This is a genomic window from Stappia sp. BW2, from assembly GCF_008107695.1.
Lineage (GTDB): Bacteria > Pseudomonadota > Alphaproteobacteria > Rhizobiales > Stappiaceae > Roseibium.
This window is the reverse complement of the sequence record NZ_VIRG01000060.1, coordinates 13,461-31,690: the sequence shown is the minus strand read 5'-3', so window position 1 is coordinate 31,690 and position 18,230 is coordinate 13,461. Positions and strand designations below refer to the sequence as shown.

At 60.1% G+C, this 18,230-nt stretch carries 13 protein-coding genes; all 13 read right to left on the bottom strand.

Features of this window, described 5'->3' with window-relative positions; all coding sequences use genetic code 11:
* Positions 1-154: 154 nt before the first annotated feature.
* The 13 genes from FMN63_RS09790 to argE all read right to left on the bottom strand — a co-directional run bounded on the left by FMN63_RS09790 (position 155) and on the right by argE (position 18,220).
* Positions 155-3,406, bottom strand: a complete 3,252-nt coding sequence (locus FMN63_RS09790) for an adenylate/guanylate cyclase domain-containing protein (protein WP_148583791.1) — start codon at positions 3,404-3,406, stop codon at positions 155-157.
* Between the two features lie 299 nt (positions 3,407-3,705).
* Positions 3,706-5,061 carry a PepSY-associated TM helix domain-containing protein gene (locus FMN63_RS09785; protein WP_148583790.1) on the bottom strand — a complete coding sequence of 452 codons (1,356 nt, stop codon included), beginning with the start codon at positions 5,059-5,061 and terminating at the stop codon, positions 3,706-3,708.
* A gap of 960 nt (positions 5,062-6,021) precedes the next feature.
* Complete coding sequence (locus FMN63_RS09780) at positions 6,022-6,756, bottom strand: class II aldolase/adducin family protein (protein ID WP_148583789.1); 735 nt, start codon at positions 6,754-6,756, stop codon at positions 6,022-6,024.
* A gap of 15 nt (positions 6,757-6,771) precedes the next feature.
* Positions 6,772-8,205: a carnitine 3-dehydrogenase gene (locus FMN63_RS09775; RefSeq protein WP_148583788.1), complete on the bottom strand. Its 1,434-nt coding sequence runs from the start codon at positions 8,203-8,205 to the stop codon at positions 6,772-6,774.
* A complete protein-coding gene (bcoG, locus tag FMN63_RS09770; RefSeq protein ID WP_148583787.1) occupies positions 8,202-9,119 on the bottom strand; it encodes a 3-dehydrocarnitine:acetyl-CoA trimethylamine transferase BcoG in 918 nt (305 codons plus the stop codon). The genes FMN63_RS09775 and bcoG overlap by 4 nt, the downstream gene beginning before the upstream one ends.
* 25 nt (positions 9,120-9,144) lie before the next feature.
* The gene (locus FMN63_RS09765; protein ID WP_148583786.1) at positions 9,145-9,930 is read right to left on the bottom strand and encodes a carnitinyl-CoA dehydratase; all 786 of its coding nucleotides are present in this window, start codon (positions 9,928-9,930) and stop codon (positions 9,145-9,147) included.
* Entirely contained in the window at positions 9,927-11,978 is a 2,052-nt protein-coding gene (locus tag FMN63_RS09760; protein WP_148583785.1) for an acetate--CoA ligase family protein, read from the bottom strand. The genes FMN63_RS09765 and FMN63_RS09760 overlap by 4 nt, the downstream gene beginning before the upstream one ends.
* 3 nt (positions 11,979-11,981) lie before the next feature.
* Positions 11,982-13,142 (bottom strand): acyl-CoA dehydrogenase family protein, encoded by a 1,161-nt coding sequence (locus FMN63_RS09755; RefSeq protein WP_148583784.1) that lies wholly within the window; start codon positions 13,140-13,142, stop codon positions 11,982-11,984.
* 399 nt (positions 13,143-13,541) lie between these two features.
* Entirely contained in the window at positions 13,542-14,432 is an 891-nt protein-coding gene (locus tag FMN63_RS09750; protein WP_286192601.1) for a LysR substrate-binding domain-containing protein, read from the bottom strand.
* A gap of 186 nt (positions 14,433-14,618) precedes the next feature.
* A complete protein-coding gene (locus tag FMN63_RS09745) occupies positions 14,619-15,293 on the bottom strand; it encodes a DUF1028 domain-containing protein (protein WP_148583782.1) in 675 nt (224 codons plus the stop codon).
* A gap of 27 nt (positions 15,294-15,320) precedes the next feature.
* Positions 15,321-15,737 (bottom strand): RidA family protein, encoded by a 417-nt coding sequence (locus FMN63_RS09740; protein WP_148583781.1) that lies wholly within the window; start codon positions 15,735-15,737, stop codon positions 15,321-15,323.
* A gap of 32 nt (positions 15,738-15,769) precedes the next feature.
* Positions 15,770-17,020, bottom strand: coding sequence for a flavin-containing monooxygenase (locus FMN63_RS09735; protein ID WP_148583780.1), 1,251 nt, complete (start codon positions 17,018-17,020; stop codon positions 15,770-15,772).
* A 48-nt stretch (positions 17,021-17,068) separates the two neighbouring features.
* A complete protein-coding gene (gene argE, locus FMN63_RS09730; protein ID WP_148583779.1) occupies positions 17,069-18,220 on the bottom strand; it encodes an acetylornithine deacetylase in 1,152 nt (383 codons plus the stop codon).
* Positions 18,221-18,230: the final 10 nt, after the last annotated feature.

The following is an 18,230-nucleotide window of genomic DNA, read 5'->3' as shown; positions in this document are numbered from 1 at the left end:
ATCAGGAGTATTTTACTGACCACTCAAATGCACACCTGAATACGCGTCCCTCGCTGCTGATGATCGGGGGACGGCGAGCCTGTTTTCTGCAAAGACCACACGGCTTGAACAGGAAGGAAGCGTGCCGCATGCATCCCAACCCGCGCGGCCTGTTTCAAGCAAACAAACCGTTGCGCGCAGCGGCGATTTTCTCCTGCAGCAACTGTCGAGCGCTCTCGATGCGATTGCCGAAGGTTCGGGACTGTTGGCGCTCCGCGACATCGGCCGCCTGCCGCAGAATTGCTTCGACGACTTCAGGCTCGTCCCCCTCAAAGAGCCGCAGTTGCGCTTCGACGCGGCCAACTTCCGGCTCGTTCCAGACCTCCCCAAACTGCTTCATGAGCATGCGGGCATTCTTGATGTGCACCAGGCCTTCCCGCCCCCTGCCCAGGTCCAGCCAGCGCCTTGCAAGGAAGGTCTCATATGTCGGCAGGTAGACCACGCCCATGTCGCGAAACTCTTCAAGCCTCTGCTCTACCAGCCGGACGGAATGTTCAGAAGGCTCCTGGCAACAGACGCCCATCGCTTCGAGCAGTCGCCCGCAGGCCAGCCACATGTTGTAGTGATGCTCAAGCCCCACCTTTTGCAGAAGGCGACCATTGTCGACCAGAATGTCCTGCTGCTCCATCAACACGCCGCGCAAAAGCGCCTCATGATAGGTTGCAAAGGCTCGGCTGCCGGCAAGATCCAGTTTCGCGGAATGGGCAAGCGCCCTGTTCATGTTCTCTTCCGCCGCCTCGCTGTCACCAAGACACCAGCAAGCCAGAGCGTTGTAGCCAGACGCGGCAACAAGGGCGTCCAACCCTATCGAATAGGTGACGGATGCCTGATATTTCGGGTCATAATAGGCGATTGAGGTCTCGAAATTCTGTCTTGCAGAAAGGAAGCGACCTCGAAGGAACTCATTGGCTGCCTTGGCGCGATGCGCCGTCATACGCAGCAAATTCCCCTGGTCGTAAGAGCGACGCGCGAACAGTTCATCGATGAGGGCATCGCCGTCATCCCGGTGTCCGGTCACGAAAACATAAACCCACTGATTGTAGAGCAGCGGCAGAATTGCATCCACGTCCTGTGCCTGATCGGCAAGTTGAATGGCACGCCGGGTTGTTTCCCCAACCTCGGGCGCAGCAAATCCACGCACGGCACGATAGGGCGCGACCAGTTCAATCAGCAGCAGGAACTCCAGCGCTTCACGGCGCGACTTGCCTTTCACGTGTTCGAGAAGTTCCAGGCCCTTCTTCAGATGGGCAATGGCTTCCTCGCTGGCAGACCTGTAATTCGCGACAACCGCAGCTTCGTGCCATCGCACGATCGCTTCCTCGTAACGTTCGGCACGCACAAGATGAAACGCCATGTCCTCCGGCCGAAGCAAACTGTCGAAATTCGGAAGCTCGGGCATCACCTCAGCAATGCGGGAGTGAATGTCCCGACGGTCGGCAGCCAGAAGTGTGCCGTAAGCAGCATCGCGGATAAGTGCATGGCGAAACGTGAATTGCCGGCTGGGCAGTCCGCCGGAAGGGTGGATCAGCTCGGCAGACTGAAGAACTTCAAGACCTTTCTTGAAGGCTGATTGGCCGGCATCTGCAACACCGGCCAATACATCAATGGAAAAGCTGCGTCCGATACACGCGGCAACCTGCGCCAGGCGCTTGTGCTCTCCGAGCCGGTCCAGGCGCGCGAGCAAGATGCTCTGGAGGTTGCTCGGTATGTCGCCCATGTCGAGTTGCCGGCTCAGTTCAACGCCGTGCTCGGTGCGAAACAGCAGATCTTTTTCAAGAATGACATTCGTCAGCTCTTCCACAAACAGCGGAACACCATCCGTGCGCTCAAAGATCAGATCAACGAGCGCTTTGGGGACGTCATGCCCGAGGAGTTCCCTGACGAAGCCCGTTGTGTCTTCCGCTGTCAGCCGCTCAAGGAAAATATTCGTGGCTTTGCCGTAAGGCGCCATAAGGGCCTGCCAGCCGTCCGGGCGGGATGTGGTAATCATCAAAATGGAAGCCGGTGCGCTATCGGACACGATGTTCTTCAGAACCTCGAGCGACGTCGGATCGCACCACTGCATATCCTCAACAACCAGTACCAGCGGCCGAACCGTCGCTTTTTCGGCGAAGAACCGGCGCAGGATCTGGAAAGCCTGTTTGCGCCAGACAACGGGGTTTGCCTTGGGCTTTGCGGCCTTGCTGCTTCCAGAGCCGACAAGTCCGGCCAAAACGTCCAGCTGCTCGTCCGATAGACCAAGCTGCGAACCGACAAGCTTTCCAAGCTTTCTGGCCTTCTCCTCGTTCGTGGCGACAGGAGACACATCAGCTTGCTCCATGATCGCCTCAGCCAGGGGGAAAAAGGGGGTGTTTGCCTGCCCGGGAGCACACTGAAGCTGGATCACTTCAACATCCTCGGAAGCAATCGTATCAGTCAGCTGCCAAACGAAATGAGATTTGCCGATGCCCGGCTCTCCCCTCACCGAGACGACATGACACCCTCCTGCCTGCACCTTGCGCCAGGCTTCCATTGCCAGGGCGTTTTCAACTCCACGCCCCAGAAAGATGCCACTGCGGGAACGGCTTTTTGCTTCAAAACGGCTTCGGGCAAGCCGTGGCGCAATGACCTGAAAGACGACCTTGGGCTTTTCGAGACCGGCAATTGCCTTTTCGCCCAGCGGCTCGACAACAAACAGATCCCCAACAAGCTTTCGGGTGACATCGTCAATCAAGAGACTGTCGGGGGCCGCCATCGCCTGCAATCGGGCCGCCAGATTGACATTCGACCCAACCGCGAGAGCATCCTCCGGCCTGCTCTTGAGCTGTGACGGCAGACCAACGACAACAGGGCCCGTCGCAATGCCAACGCGCATGTGCAGGTTGGCACCGCCATGACCCTCAGCTTCCTGATTGTGCGCAAGCAAAGCCAGGGCAGCGTTGACGGCCCGTTCGGCATCGTCTTCAAGGGCCGCGGGATAGCCGAAATATATGAGGGCTCCGTCTCCCAGGTATTGAGCAATATGCCCACCAAAGCGCGCCGTGATAGATTTGACGGCTTTCCAATACTCGCGCAGAAGCCTGCGGGTTTCTTCAGGATCCAGATCCGCTGAAAGTCGCGTGTACCCGACAATATCGCAGAACATTGCGGTCAATTGGCGCCGCTCCGCGCTGGGACCGGACTGCTTTTGTGCCTCCTGGTGCTGCGTTTCCCGCAGTCCCTTGTCAATTTCCTTGAGCAGCTTCAGGCGTGCGCCGATGGAAAAACCCATTTCGGCCAGATGCGCGTATTCCAGGTGAGGCAGCACTTCCATATCGACGCCGTGCTTTTCCAGCATCGACCCGTAATCGCCAAGCCCTCTTTCCTCCAACCAGCTCAACAATGGCACGTGGACTCGTCCCCGGTTTTTCAAAAGACATGGGCGGTACGAAATAAATATCCCTAATTGTAGGGTCTCTCGACAACATGTGAAAGGCAAAGCTTCGCGCTGCGTCGCGCCCGGTAGTCAGACTGGCCACATGAATTGCCCTTACGGAAGATGCTTCGAGCGGATTGGTGACGACGAAGCCTGTGAGGATGAAGCTCTGACGGCGCCCATACAGACGTCCTCTCATTCCGAATATGCCTGGCGATCTTCTCCCGCCACAGAACAGGAAACGCCGGGACAGGCCCGGCGTTTCGGTTCGGTCAGGTTGCCTGGAAGCGCTGTCTCCTGGAAAGGTAGATGACGACCTCGACCACGGCGATAACCAGCATCGACAGCCCCACCAAGGGAAAGAAGATGCCCGCTGCGATTGCCATCAGAAGCAGGGTTCTGGGGATCCGCCAGTCGACGGGGAGTTGCGGGGCGCCAATGCCGCCGACCGGACGACGCTTCCACCACATCACGGCAGCGGAGACGCAGAGCCCGACCATTGCGGCGCAGGCCAGGAGCAGAACGATCTGATTGGCCAGACCCCAGGCCTGCCCCATGTGGATGCTGATGCCCCATTCTGCGGCCCAGCCGAGCGCACCCAGGTCGTTCAATCCAGCATCATAGAGCACCTGCCCGGTGTATTGATCCAGATGGATCACGCGTTCTCCGGTAATATCGTCGGGATAAACCGAAGCGGTGAAAACGCCTTCAGGGCCGTTCGGCATGGAGATGGCGTAGCCTGGAACGATGCCCAGGTTCTCGACAGTCGCAACCACGGCGTCAAGCTCCTGGGGCACACCTTCACTGGCCGCAGAAAGCGGCATGGGCTGCTTTTCCATGATCCAGGGTGCCCGGTCCACCACATCGGCAACCGGGACGGTCGAGACCGGTGTGTTCGACCAGTAGCCGTCCGGCATGCCAAGACCAAGCTGATAGGCGTAGTCGTAGAACTTGCCACCCCAGACGGATGACCAGGGCAGCCCTGTCATGGCCAGAAAGACGATGAACAGGCCGGTATAGAGCCCTGTGACCGCGTGGAGGTCTCGCCACCAGGGGCGACCGCGCGTTGCCTTGATCGACACCGTACCGACCTTGCGTCCACGTGGCAGCCACAAGTAGATGCCCGTACCAACCAGGAGCACCATCCAGCCAGCCGTCGCCTCGATGATACGGTTTCCGAGCCAGCCGACATATTCCAGGGAATGAAGTTTGCGCACCACATACATGGCCGGGCTTCCGGCGGCGCCTCCGTCCCACAGGCTTCCGAGAACCGTGGCGTCATAGGGGTTGACGTAAACGGTATCTTTCAACCCGTCTTCACCGACGATCTTGACCTCCGCACTCCGGTTTGCAGCCGCGGGGGGGCCGTAGGCTTTCAGCGTTCCCGGGTGAACCGCAAGCGCTGCCCCCGTGATTTGAGAGGGAGCGAGCATCTGTTGCTTGCTCGGCGTAACGAAACGGAGCTGTTTGTAGGCGACGTCGTTGATCTCGTCCTTGAACAGATAAACTCCGCCCGTGACCGCAAGTATGATGACAAAGGGGAGGATCAGAAGACCTGCCACGAAGTGCCATCGCCATACGGCGCGATAGAGCGCGGAATTTCCTCCGCGTTTGACGTTTTCTGACATTGATGTGTCCACAGTTTGCGCCGCGCGCGTCGTGGTGGGACGTCGCTGGACGCGAGAAAGGAAAGGCGGGTGTCACGCGGTGCCGCGTCCTCTCCGCCTTGAAGATCTTGAGAAATGCCTGGAATACCCTTCCTCAGCCCTGACAGGCCTCACATGCTTTCGAAGCTGACCTGAGGGGCTGATGGGGCAAGGGTTTAGGGCCCAGACCATAAACCGCACACGCAGAATGCATCCGCTCAATCGAGCAGATCTGGCATTCGTGGATGGGCAAAAAGGTGTGTCGGCTAAGCCAGCGTTGACGGTGGCGCGCGAGGCTGGTTCGGCCTAAAGGCTTGAAGGGGATGGCCTCCCCTGTCGTGGACGGCAACATCAATGCGCCCGATCTGCCGCAAGACGACCGCAATCGGGGCCGGAACCGTTGGTAGTGCCAGACCCATCTTCGCAAGGGACTGCACGGCACAATTCGGCACCGAGTGTTCGGGGTTGTTCTTGCCGGTGGCGAGGGTGGTACAGATGGACCACGAAGTGTTTATCTGAACACCGGCGTCGGAGAGCCCTCTGAGAGCGCCGGCAGCCATATGCAAGGGCGCCAGAAGACACAGCAACCAGATGGCCAGTGCTGCTAATGGCAGACCGACCTCACGTATTCTGCTGTTTTTTGCGCTGACACTGCCCAATTGCATCTCCTCATCTTGTTATGAAGGATTCGAGCTCATTGGCAATCCCGTATTGGCCCTTCAAGTCTGAAGGGCCAATAAGGAAGGAAAGTCAGCTTGGAATGAAGAGCCTCTTGTCGTTGCCAGACGTCTTCATCCCTCATTTTGAGGCAAAGAAGCCGGAGGACGAATTGCTCGCCTTGGTCAAACGCGGCGTGGTCCTGACCTTTCAGCGCGAGTGAGACACCGCATCCGAACGAGCGGCAGTGTCTCCTCCGCAGATACCAAACACGGGCATGACGGTTCAGGCGCGGTAATCGGTGCCCAGTCCTTCAATAGAGCGCAAGTGGGCGGCCCATTCCAACGCCAGATCACCGTCTTCCTCGTTCATCTGGACATATTGTTTGTGAACATGGGAAGCGATTTCATCGTCCACCAAACGCAGGCTCCGGCCACTGGACGTGGCAGCCACCTGGATCTCGCAGGACCGCTCCAGATAGAACATATTGTTGAACATCTCGGCAGCGCTGCGGCCCGTTGCGATCAGACCGTGGTTGCGCAGAACCAGAACCGGGTGGTTGCCAAAATCCTTCACGATGCGTTCGCGCTCCTCAAGGTCCAGCGCGATGCCCTCGAAATCGTGGTAGGCGATCCGGTTGTGGAACTGCAGGGAGATCTGGTTCAGTGGCAACAGCCCCTCTTCCATGCAGGACACGGCCACCCCGGCGCGTGTGTGAGTGTGCATGATCCAGGCGGCATCGTGGCGGTTCATATGAACGGCTGAGTGAATGGTGAACCCCGCCGGATTGACCCTGTGCGGACTGCCGTCCACCTTGTTGCCGTCCACGTCGATCTTCACAAGAGACGAGGCGGTGATTTCTTCCCAGCGCCAGCCATACGGATTGATCAGAAAATGCCCGTCTTCTCCGGGCACGCGCGCGGTGATGTGGGTGTAGATCAGATCCGTAAACCTGTGGAGCGCCGCGAGGCGGTAACAGGCAGCGAGCTCTTCGCGAGTTTGTCTTTCTTCAGGCGACATCGACTTCTCCAGTTTTCAGGCACGGTCTCCAACGGCCCCACCGGCCCCTGCGGCGGGTCGTCCGGCATGATCCGCAGCGAGCTTTTCGAGGAGCGCGGCAACATGGGGCTCGGGTGGACAGGCCCGGCGTGTAGCGAGATCTGTGTGCAGCAGCAAGGTTTCCAGAGTGGCGCACAGGCGGCCATCCGGCTTCAGCACTCTGTGGAACAGCCTCATCTTTTTGCCACTCCCGTCGAGCACCTGCGTCGTCACGACCAGCTCCTCACCGCGATGCACCTCATCGAGATAGCGAATGCGGGTATCGACCGTGAAATAGCTCTTTCCGGAGGCAATATAGGCTTCATCAGCGCCGACAAGCTGCATCAGACCATCGGTTGCCCAGGTGCCCAGTTCCAGATAAGCAGCTTCGTTCATATGGCCGTTGTAGTCCGTCCATGTCACAGGCACGACCCGGCGCAGCGTGATTGGAAGACCGTCGATCTCGCCGCCCGTCTCCAGATGCGCTTCATGCCGGGTTATGACACCGCCAGCACCACTGCCGGTGCGGCGCAGGCCTCGCAGGATGGCGACCAGATTGTCGTCGCGCAGGGTTTCCAGCTCGGCGATGGTCATATGGCCGGACTGGGCGTCGGATTGATCGCCTATGGCCTTGATCAGCGCCGCATCAAGCTCCGGTACATCGGTCAGCTTCGACCACGGCCACTGCAGTGTCGGGCCGAATTGCTCGATGTAGCTTTCCATGCCCGCTTCACCGCCGGCAATCCGGTACGTCTCGAACAGCCCCATCTGAGCCCACCGAAGGCCAAAGCCCATCCGGATCGCGTCATCGATGTCCGCCGTGGTGGCGATGCCGTCTTTCAGCATCCAGAGCGCTTCGCGCCAGACAGATTCCTGAAAGCGATTGCCGATGAAAGCGTCGATCTCCGTCTTCATCTCAAGCGGATGCATGCCGATGGAGGTGACGACCGGCAGAGCTTTCTGGCGCAAGGCCGGTTCACCGGAGATCTCCACCAGCGGCAGAAGATAGACCGGATTGAACGGATGCACCACGACGACGGGCGCGCCCTTGGCGGCCAGGTCGGACGCCTTGAAGCCGGAGGTCGAAGAGGCGATGAAGCCACCCTCGGGCAGATGCAGTGCGATCTCCTCATACACCTTGTGTTTCAGCTCAAGCCGTTCCGAGACGCTTTCCTGCACCCAGTCCGCCCCCTCAACCGCCTCGGCGATGCTGGAACAGAAGGTCAATTTACCTTCAGCCGGAAGCGGGCGATCATAGAGCGCGGGCAGCGAGGCCCTGGCACGATCCAGCACCGCGCCGATCCTGCGCTCTGCTTCCGGAGCAGGATCGAAGACCGCGACATCCCAGCCGTTCAGAAGGAACCGGCCGGCCCATCCGCCGCCGATAACCCCGCCGCCGATGACGGCAACGCGTTTTGGTCCGGTGCTCATGCGAAGGCCGGTGCACGCTTGACGAGGCCCAACTGGTCGCGCACGTCCTGCGGGCTCATCAAGGTTGCGCCCATGGTGGACAGGAGGTTGGCCGCCTTTTCGACGAGTTGGGCGTTGGTCGCCATGACGCCACGCTCAAGGTAGATATTGTCCTCCAGGCCGACACGCGCATTGCCCCCGGCAAGAGCGGCCGCCGCCACATAGGGCATCTGGTCCCGGCCAAGACTGAAGGCCGACCAGGTCCAGCCGGCCGGCACATTGTTGACCATGGCCATGAAGGTGTTCAGATCGTTCGGCGCGCCCCAGGGGATGCCCATGCAAAGCTGCACCAGCGCGGGATCTTCCAGCACGCCTTCCTTCACCAACTGGCTGGCAAACCAGAGATGACCGGTATCAAAGGCCTCGATTTCGGGCTTCACACCAAGTTGCGTCATCATGGTGCCCATGGCGCGCAGCATGTTGGTGGTGTTTGTCATGACGTAGTCGCCATCGCCGAAATTCATCGAGCCGCAATCGAGCGTGCAAATCTCGGGCAGGCATTCGCGCACATGAGTCATACGCTCTGTGGCGCCGGCCATATCGGTATTGGCGTCATCCAGTGCCATGGGCGCTTCCGGATCGCCGAAGGTCAGGTCGCCACCGATGCCCGCGGTCAGGTTCAGCACAACATCGACCTCGGAAGAACGAATGCGGTCCGTCACCTCCCGGTAATAACCGAGATCGCGGCACGGCGCCCCGGTCTCCGGGTCACGGACATGACAGTGAACGATCGCGGCCCCTGCCTTGGCCGCATCAATGGCAGCGTCGGCAATTTCCTGCGGCGAGCGCGGCACAAGGCGGCTCTTATCCTGCGTGGCCCCTGCCCCGGTTACGGCTGCGGTGATGAAGACGTTTCGGTTCATCTGAAGTGGCATGGTTCCCTCTTGTCGTCTTGTCGTGTTACCGGCCCTTCCAGACCGGATCGCGTTTTTCGGCAAAGGCGCGGGCGCCTTCCTGCTGATCCTCGGACCGATAAAGCCGTTCGACGGTTTCAAACTGGCTGCGGGTGATCCGGTTGAGCGCATCCTGGAACTTCATATCCTCGGCCTCTCGGACGACTTCCTTGATGGCGGCAAAAACCAGCGGCGGTCCCTTGGCCAACTCGTCTGCCATCTTGCGCGCCTCGTTCATCAGGTCGGCGGAAGGAACGATCCGGTTGACGAGGCCCCAGCGATTGGCTTCCTCCACATCGAACCAGCGACCGGTGAACAACAGCTCCATCGCGATGTGATACGGAATGCGCTTGGGCAGCTTGATCGTTGCAGCATCCGCCACGGTGCCGGAGCGGATTTCCGGCAGGGCGAAGGTGGCATGTTCGGCCGCCAAGATGATGTCGGCGGATATCGCCAGCTCCAGCCCGCCACCGCAGGCGATGCCATTGACGGCGGCAATCACCGGCTTATTCAGACCACGCAGTTCCTGCAAGCCGCCGAAGCCGCCTTTTCCATAGTCCGCATCGGCCGCTTCGCCGTCAGCCGCGGCCTTGAGATCCCAGCCGGGGCAGAAGAACTTTTCGCCCTGCCCGGTGATGATGGCCACCCGCAGTTCGGGGTCATCCCGAAACCGGGTAAAGATTTCGCCCAGCTCCTGGCTTGTGGCCATGTCGATGGCATTGGCCTTGGGGCGGTTCAGAGTGACTTCCAGCACCGCTCCACGGCGCTCGGTCAATACGTTTTCAAAAGTCATGCTCGTTCATCCATTCTGATGAGCGCATCTGCTGCGATGGCGCCGGTGGCGCGGCAGATCAGCGGGTTGATTTCGACTTCGTGCAGGGCGTCCGCGTGCGTGCGCACCAGATCCTGCAGGGCCATGACTGTATCCAGGACGGCGTCCAGATCGGCCGCCGGTCGGCCACGATAACCGCTCAACAAGGCACTTGTCCTGAGGCTGAGGAGTGCTTCATGCACCTCTTCCCGGGAGGACGGCACGAGAACCGAGACCGTGTCCCGGATCAGTTCTGTCAATATGCCGCCAAGTCCCAGGGTCAGCACGAAACCATGAGCCGGATCGCGGGTCACCCCGACAATCAGCTCGGCCAGAGAGCCGGTGATCATCTCCTCGACCAGAAAACGCGCCGCAGGCATTGCAGCCGCGGCCTTGGTCACGGCTCCGGCGCCGGACAGGTTCAGGACAACGGCACCGGCTTCGGTCTTGTGAGCGATGCCCTCGCCTTTCAGCACAACCGGAAAGCCGATCCGCGCAGCACTCTCGCCAGCTTGTTCAGGCCCATCTGCACGGGTGGACCGGGGCACGCGAACCCCGAACCCGGACAGAAGCTCCTTGGCTTCCGCCTCGGAGTAAACGCGCGCGTCGCCCTGCCCGCTTCGGGGCTGTATCACCTGCGGGGGGCGGGTGTTCGCGTTTCCGGCAAGGCTGGCCTGAGCAGCCGCACGAATGGCTCTGAGTGCGTCTCCCATGCCGCAGAGCGGTGTGATGCCAAGCCCGATGGCCCGGCGGGCGATGGGTTCAGGCAAGCCTTCGGACAGCAGTGAGATCAAGGCCATGGGTGTGCCGGTGACTTCACGGGTGCGGGCAACCGCCCGCAGCACCTGATCGTAGTCCGGCGCCTCGAAGCGATCATCGCGCGGATAATCCAGAACCACGCACCCAAGGCCCATGTCAGCGCTGCAAAGGGCGATGAAAGTCGCCGCCAACGCGTCCTCGTCGCCCCAGATATAGGTGTTGTAATCCAAAGGGTTCGCCAGGGCGACCTTGGGGCCGAGCGCCGCTCTGAGGCCGGACCTCTGGTCTTCGGTCAGGGCGGGAAAGGAAACGCCGGCGATTTCTCCCATATCCGCCATCAGGGACGCTTCGCCGCCGGAACAGGAGGCAGACGCAATCCGGCTGGACCTCAGCCCTCCGGTGACGTGCAAGAGCTTCAGCGTCTCGATCAGTTCCGTTGGCGTATCCACCTGGGCAATACCCAGCCGCTTGAGAAGCGCCACCGCGCCGGCATTGCTGCCGGTCAGAGAAGCCGTGTGTGAGACCGCTGCCGCCTGCGCCTGTTCGGAGGACCCCACCCGCAAGGCAACGATTGGCTTTCGCAGCTCCGCCGCCCGGGCAGCAAGTGCCTCGAAAGCCGCAAGATCGCTGATACCTTCGATATGAAGCCCCAGCGCGGTGATACGCGGATCTTCCAGCAGCGCGCTTCCAAGGTGACCAATTGACAATTGCGCCTGATTGCCTGCCGCAAGCACTGCGGCAAGAGGCAGGCCGCGGCGCTGCATGGTCAGATTGATCAGGACGTTCGAGGATTGGCCGATCACGGCCACGCCGGTCTCCACCGGATCGAGCCCATGGCGGTCGGGCCACAGGGACACACCGTCAAGGGCATTGACCATGCCGTAGCAATTCGGGCCGAGCACAAGCATGTCGCCCGCGGCTTCGACAAGACGGGCCTGCAACTCGCCGCCGTCGGACAACTCGGATACAGCTTCGCTGAAGCCTGCCGCAAAACAGACCGCGCCGCCACAGCCAAGGGCGGCGAGTTCTGCGGCCACGTGGACTGTCAGTTCTCGGTTGACCCCGATAAAGGCGGCATCCGGGACACCGGGAAGCGAAGCCAGATCCGGATAGGCCGGCAGGCCCCCGACAGCGGGCTTTTTCGGGTGCACTGGCCAGATCTCTCCGGCGAAACCGGTCGCACGGCACTGCCGCACGACGCTCTCACACCACGTTCCGCCACCGATCACGACGATGGCTTTGGGAGAAAAGAAGCGGCGGAAACTCGCCATAAATCAGGCCCCCAGCGGCCGGAAGAGCTCCCGGCTGATGATGTGGCGCTGGATTTCCGATGTGCCGTCCCAAATGCGTTCGACACGGGCATCGCGCCAGAACCGTTCGATGGGCAGCTCATCCATGAGCCCCATGCCCCCATGAATCTGCAGGGCAGCATCGGTTACGCGCGCCAGCATTTCCGAAGCATAGACCTTGGCGGACGCGATCTCACGGTTGGCAGGCAGCCCCTGGTCGAGACGCCATGCGGCCGAGAGCGTGAGAAGGTCGGCGGCATCAATTTCGGTAATCATGTCGGCAATCTGGAAGCTGACCCCCTGGAACTTGCCGATGGGCTGTCCGAACTGCTGACGCTCTGCCGCGTAGTTCAAGGCATGCTCGAATACCCGGCGTGCACGGCCCACGGAATTTGTCGCGACGGTGATGCGCGTGGCATAGAGCCATTCGTTCATCACGTCGAAGCCGCCATCAACTTCGCCAAGCACCTGTGCATCCGACAGACGGCAGTTGTTGAAGTAGAGGACGGAATTCTTGTAGCCGCGGTGCGAGACCGAATTGTAGCCCCTCGCGATTTCGAAGCCCGGTGTCCCTCGATCAACGAGGAAGCAGGTGATCCGCTTTTTCGGACCGCGCGGTGTTTCATCAACACCGGTCGCCACGAAGACGATGACGAAATCCGCATGTTCCGCGCCGGAAATGAAGTGCTTCGAGCCGTTGACGACCCAGTCGCCGCCATCACGCACGGCCATGCATTTCATGCCGCGCACGTCCGATCCCGCATCCGGTTCGGTCATGGCAAGCGCATCCATCTTTTCCCCGCGAACCGCCGGCATCAGATAGCGCTCGACCTGATCGCCCTTGCAGGCCATCAGGATGTTCTGCGGGCGGCCAAAGAAGTGGGTGAGTGCCATGGAGCCACGGCCCAGCTCTCGCTCGACCAGCGCAAACTCAAGATGGCTCAGGCCAGGGCCGCCGACACTTTCAGGAAAGTTCGACGCATAGAAGCCCAGGTCGATGACCTTCTGCTTGATTTCCTGAGCGATCTCAGCCGGCACTTCACCGGTGCGCTCCACTTCAGCTTCGTGCGGATAAATCTCTTTTTCCACGAAACTGCGAACGGTGGAGACGATCATCTCCTGTTCTTCGGTCAGACCAAAATGCATCGGGCACCCTTTTTGGTTCAGTCTTGAATTTTTTGGCGAGCGTGACAGCACAGGGGCCGCGCAGCCGGTTCAAAAGCAGGTCAACCGGCCCAGCGCACCCGGCGCGTCAACACCTTGAGCGGAAAAGCGGCGTTCTGGCGGGACCGTGAAGTGGGGAAACAGCGCATTGCCGTGACAGACGCAGCAGCACAGCAAACTCAGCTTCGGCCATGTTCAGAGACATCTTGTCTGGCGCACTGAACGCACTGGGCGTCTTGGCGACCAAACCTGCTTTGGTCCGCGCGGTGCTTGCCAAATTCGCTGCGCCTTTCCAATCGTGTAACTCTCGACACGAAGTTAGAAAGGAGATGTGGTCCGCCGCAAATGAAACTTATTGGGAGTGCCGACAAACAAAATTTGTCACGCCTCGCTCTTGGGGCGAAACCGGCTAATTTCCAGACGCGTCTTCAACCACTTATGAAATTCGACAACAATCGGGTTTTCAAAATTCTCTTCCGGCGTACAAATGAAGTAACCCGTGTCAGTGTGCAGCGACTGGGCAAACGGGCGCATGAGTCTGCCTTCCTGCAATTCCTTGTGCCACAAGACCGTGTCACCGATTGCGATACCCTCACCCGCAAGAATGGCTGTGAGGACGATATTCATGTCCGAGTAGCAAATGCCGCGATGCGCATCTTTTGCCGGCAGGCCGGACAATTGCATCCAGTCTTCCCAGTCTGAGAAATCGAGCATATGCAGCAAGGTCGCGTTCTTCAAAATGCCGAGGTCGTTGAAGGTGTTGAACCGGCTGAGATAGGCCGGGCTGCATAGCGGTGTAAAATCGACCGACATCATCGGCTCGATCAGGACATTGGCGCGCGCCTCTTTTCCGAAGGTGATGAAGGTATCGACCTCGGGATTGGCAGTGCTGGCGTGGTTCTGCGAACTGATGACATTCGCGATCACTTCCGGGTTCTGTGCCAGAAAGTCCCCTATGTGCAGACATAGCCAGGCCGCGACGAAGCCGGGTGGCGCGCTGATCGTCAATCGCCCTGTCAGCCCGTTTTCCGAGGCACGAGCCGTCGATGTGGCAATCATGCTGAGAGCGCGGCGCACCTCCTCGGCATAGGCCATGGCGCGCGGTGTGATCTCGGTCTGGTTGCCGTTGCGCACGATGATCTTGAAGCCAAGATCACGCTCCAGAAGACGCAGCTGATGGCTGATCGCGCTGCGGGTGACATTCAGCTCCGCGGCGGCACGCCATAGCGCACCATTGCGCGCCACGCTCTCTATTGCCCTGAGGGCCTGGATCGACGGAAAACGGTTGATGGTGTCCTCACAGACAGAACGGGCTTCCTGCGCTGAGTATCTTAGCGCGGTTGGACGATCAAGCCAGCCGCGACGCTTACAAGAGCGGCCGTTGCAGCTTCAAGACGTCGAAGCTCGCCAACGGAACCGCCACCGGGAAAGCCTCCCCTCCCCTCTGAAGGTCCTATGTTACTCGTCCCCCGGAACACCGTAACTGGGCGCAGCGGTCGGATCGAGCGCGCGTGTCACATAGTCCTCAAGTTGCGGCTTGTAGAGACGCCAGAGGTTTCCGAGGGCCTGAATGGGATCTTCTTCGATCCAGTCAACGCGCAAGTCGGCGATTGGCCAGCTCACATCGCGAACCATGTAGAGACCGGCGGAATGAACCGGTCCCGCCTCGCCTCCAGCCCTTGTTCCTGCCTCCATGGCAGCAATCAGCTGGTCCCCCAGATCGCCCGTGGCCCCCTCGAAGCCTTCAACCATCGCTGCCGGAACGCCGGTGTTTGCAAGAAGGTTCCCGGCAGCAACACAGTCTCGCCCGGTCGCGGTGGCATTCACACCAAGGGTCTCCCGCCCGGAGTGAACCGCGGCTTTGCCCGTGCTGTCGAGAATGGTGATCTGGCGCCAGTCGGCAGTCGGGTAGTCCTTGAGCAGCGCGGCAAGTGCCGCTTCAGCGCCGAAACCCTGCTCAAGCAGGTCCAGCCCCCGGCTTCCAAGAGACGGATCGGTGATGTTCTGGCTGGCCACGACGCCGACTTTGGCACGTGCATGGGCGCAGCGCGCGGCTACTGCCGGTGACGACGAGGAAATGGCGATGCCCATCGTCCCCGTCTCGGGGCAGCGGGCGGCAATGGAAAAGGTCATCTTGTGTCCTCGATCAAGTCGGCTGGATCAGGCGTCTGGAATAACGGCGGTGGCGTCGATTTCGACCAGCCATTCGGGACGGGCAAGGGCTGACACCACAATGCCGGTGGAGACCGGAAAGACACCTTTCAACCACTTGCCGACGATGCGATAGACGTCCTCGCGATACCGCGGATCGATGAGGTAGATGGTGATCTTGGTGATGTGATCCAACTCGGACCCGGCTTCCTCGAGAAGCATCTTGATGTTGGCCATTGCCTGTTCTGTCTGGGCTTTCACGTCACCGACGCCAACATTCTTGGAGGTGTCGAGGTCCTGACCGATCTGTCCACGGACGAACACCATGGTGCCCCTGGCCACAACGACCTGACACAGGTCGTTGTCCAGGTTCTGTTCCGGGTATGTGTCCTTGGTATTAAATTTGCGGATGCGGGTGTGGGCCATTGCGGGCTCCATGTTCGAAGAGATGGAAAAAGCTATTGGGCTGCAGGTTCGAAAAACCGGTAGTTTCGCTGTTTGACAATATGATCGGTCAAGTATTTGGCGTCATACCAGACACCCCAGATAAAGGATGAGCCGCGCCGTGTCTGCCACGGCAGGCCCAGAAAATAGACGCCGGGAACGGTGGAGACGCCACGCTGATGGACCGGTGCACCGGTTTCATCGAAGGCATCCACTTTCAGCCAACCGTAGTCCCGGACAAACCCGGTCGCCCAGATAACGGTGGTGATGCCAGCCTCTTTCAGATTCAGTTCAAGAAGAGGGTGTGACACGCACTCAGGATCAGGACCGATAATTTTGGCTTCCGGCTCAGGCGGCAAATCGAGACCGTAGGCGTCGACATAGGCATCGGCTTCCTCCAGCAACGACAGGTAGTTCTCATCACCTGCGTTGATGTTTTCAGCAAGGTCGTCGGAAAAGGTCAATACACCGTTCTCGCAGGCACCGGTCATACCAAGCAGCGTCATGCCGCGATCCGCGAGCTTGCGGAAGTCGATCGTATGTCCGCCGTTGGCACCGGAAACGGCTATGGTGACGTGTTCGGATCCGGGAACGAACTCGGCATCCCATTTGTTCAGAACACCAAGCCACCAGCAGAAATCCCGGCCGCGATAGGAACGTGGGGGCCGATTGTGGGACCCGACGGAAAGATAGGTTTTGCGGCCGGAGTTCATCAGTTCTTCCGCAATCTGCACGCCGGAGGACCCTGCTCCGACAACGAGCACCGCCCCGTCTGCCAACTGTTCTGGATTGCGGTAGGCCGTAGAGTGGATCTGCGTAAGCCCTGGCATGTCGGGGATCAGTTTGGGGAAGACCGGGACCTGGAAAGCACCGGTTGCCGCGATCACCGTGTCAGCCTCTATGACGCCTTCCGAGGTTTCAGCGCGGAAACCGTGACGGCGTTCGAGAGGGGTTACACTTGTCACTTCGACACCGGTTCTGACCGGCGCGTTGATCTTCCTCACGTAAGCCTCGAAATAGTCTGCCACGGCTTCTTTGGGGACAAAAGCGTCCGGGTCGCCGTCGAAGGTGAGGCCTGGAAAGCGGTCGTGCCAGGCAGGGCCGTTGGCGACCAGAGAATCCCAGCGTTCGGACCGCCAGCGTTCGGCTATCCGCTTTTTCTCCAGCACAAGATGGGACAGGCCGGCAAGGCCGAGATGCTCACTCATCGCGATGCCCGCCTGTCCACCGCCTACCACCAGCGCATCCACCTTCTCGATCGTCATCTTTGGTCAGGTCCTCTCAGGATTAGTTTTTCATGCGGTCGTGGCCGGTCACCCGGCTTGTGTCTCCACCAGCCGCGCCAGCATCTGCCGGCAGCGCTCCATCTGGTCTCGGGCAATAAATTCGTCGGCCTTGTGCCCCTGGTCCATTGATCCTGGTCCGCAAACGACCACAGGCACGCCGAAATGCTGCTGGAACAGCCCGCCTTCCGTGCCGAAAGCAACCTTCAAGGGGGCGTTGCTTCCGGAAAGTGCACGCGCGCCGGAAACCTGCGGACTGTCGCTTTTGGTTTCCAGCCCCGGATAGGTGTTCAGAACGTCTATCCGGATCCGGGCTTCAGGGAACCGCTGTTTCAGGCCACGTTCCTGATGAGCGGCCTTTTCAAGCAATCGATCCAGAAAGGTCTCCGCATCTTCTTCAGCAACATTGCGAATTTCAAAATCGAGCACACAGGTATCCGGCACGATGTTCAAAGCCGTGCCCCCCTTCAGGATGCCCGCATGCAAGGTGGTGTAAGGTATGTCGAAGGCCTGATCCCGCGCCCCTTTTTCCTGGGTCTCTTCCTGAAGGGTCCGGATCTCCGACAGGAAATCCGCAGCCATGTGAAGCGCGTTCAGCCCAGTGGGCGCCAGGGCCGAATGAACGGTGTGTCCGCAGCAGGTCGCACGCGCAGCCAGTTTGCCTTTATGGCCAGTCGCAACTCGCATCGAGGTCGGCTCGCCGATCATTACCCAGTCAGGTTTCAGCCCGGCTTTTGCCAGATCCTCCAGCATGGGCCGCACGCCGACGCAGCCGATTTCCTCATCATAGGACAAAGCAAGGTGCACCGGGGTGTGGAGCGGTTTGTGAACCGTCCCGAGAACGGCCTCGATGGCACAGGCAACAAAGCCCTTCATGTCGGCAGTGCCGCGGCCATAAAGAAGGCCGTCCCGTTCCTGCAGGCAAAAGGCATCACTGGTCCAGCTTTGGCCCTCCACGGGCACGACATCGGTGTGACCCGAAAGCACGACTCCGCCGGGCCCCTCCGGGCCGACGGTCGCAAACAGGTTGGCTCGGTCGCCGCTTTCCGAAGGCAAAAGCCTGGACCTGATCCCGGCCTGGCTGAGCAGCTCGTGCACCCATCTGATCAGGTCGATATTTCCATCCCGGCTCACGGTTGGAAAGGCGATGAGTTTTTCAAGCAATGCGTAGGCGTTGGACATGAGGCGAAAC

Coding starts and splice junctions, on each gene's coding strand:
- FMN63_RS09780 (WP_148583789.1), bottom strand. CDS start 6,756: ATGTCGCCTGAAGAAAGACAAACTCGCGAAGAGCTCGCTGCCTGTTAC.
- FMN63_RS09760 (WP_148583785.1), bottom strand. CDS start 11,978: ATGGCGAGTTTCCGCCGCTTCTTTTCTCCCAAAGCCATCGTCGTGATC.
- FMN63_RS09785 (WP_148583790.1), bottom strand. CDS start 5,061: ATGTCAGAAAACGTCAAACGCGGAGGAAATTCCGCGCTCTATCGCGCC.
- FMN63_RS09740 (WP_148583781.1), bottom strand. CDS start 15,737: ATGGCCCACACCCGCATCCGCAAATTTAATACCAAGGACACATACCCG.
- argE (WP_148583779.1), bottom strand. CDS start 18,220: ATGTCCAACGCCTACGCATTGCTTGAAAAACTCATCGCCTTTCCAACC.
- FMN63_RS09765 (WP_148583786.1), bottom strand. CDS start 9,930: ATGACTTTTGAAAACGTATTGACCGAGCGCCGTGGAGCGGTGCTGGAA.
- FMN63_RS09775 (WP_148583788.1), bottom strand. CDS start 8,205: ATGAGCACCGGACCAAAACGCGTTGCCGTCATCGGCGGCGGGGTTATC.
- FMN63_RS09755 (WP_148583784.1), bottom strand. CDS start 13,142: ATGCATTTTGGTCTGACCGAAGAACAGGAGATGATCGTCTCCACCGTT.
- FMN63_RS09745 (WP_148583782.1), bottom strand. CDS start 15,293: ATGACCTTTTCCATTGCCGCCCGCTGCCCCGAGACGGGGACGATGGGC.
- FMN63_RS09735 (WP_148583780.1), bottom strand. CDS start 17,020: ATGACGATCGAGAAGGTGGATGCGCTGGTGGTAGGCGGTGGACAGGCG.
- bcoG (WP_148583787.1), bottom strand. CDS start 9,119: ATGCCACTTCAGATGAACCGAAACGTCTTCATCACCGCAGCCGTAACC.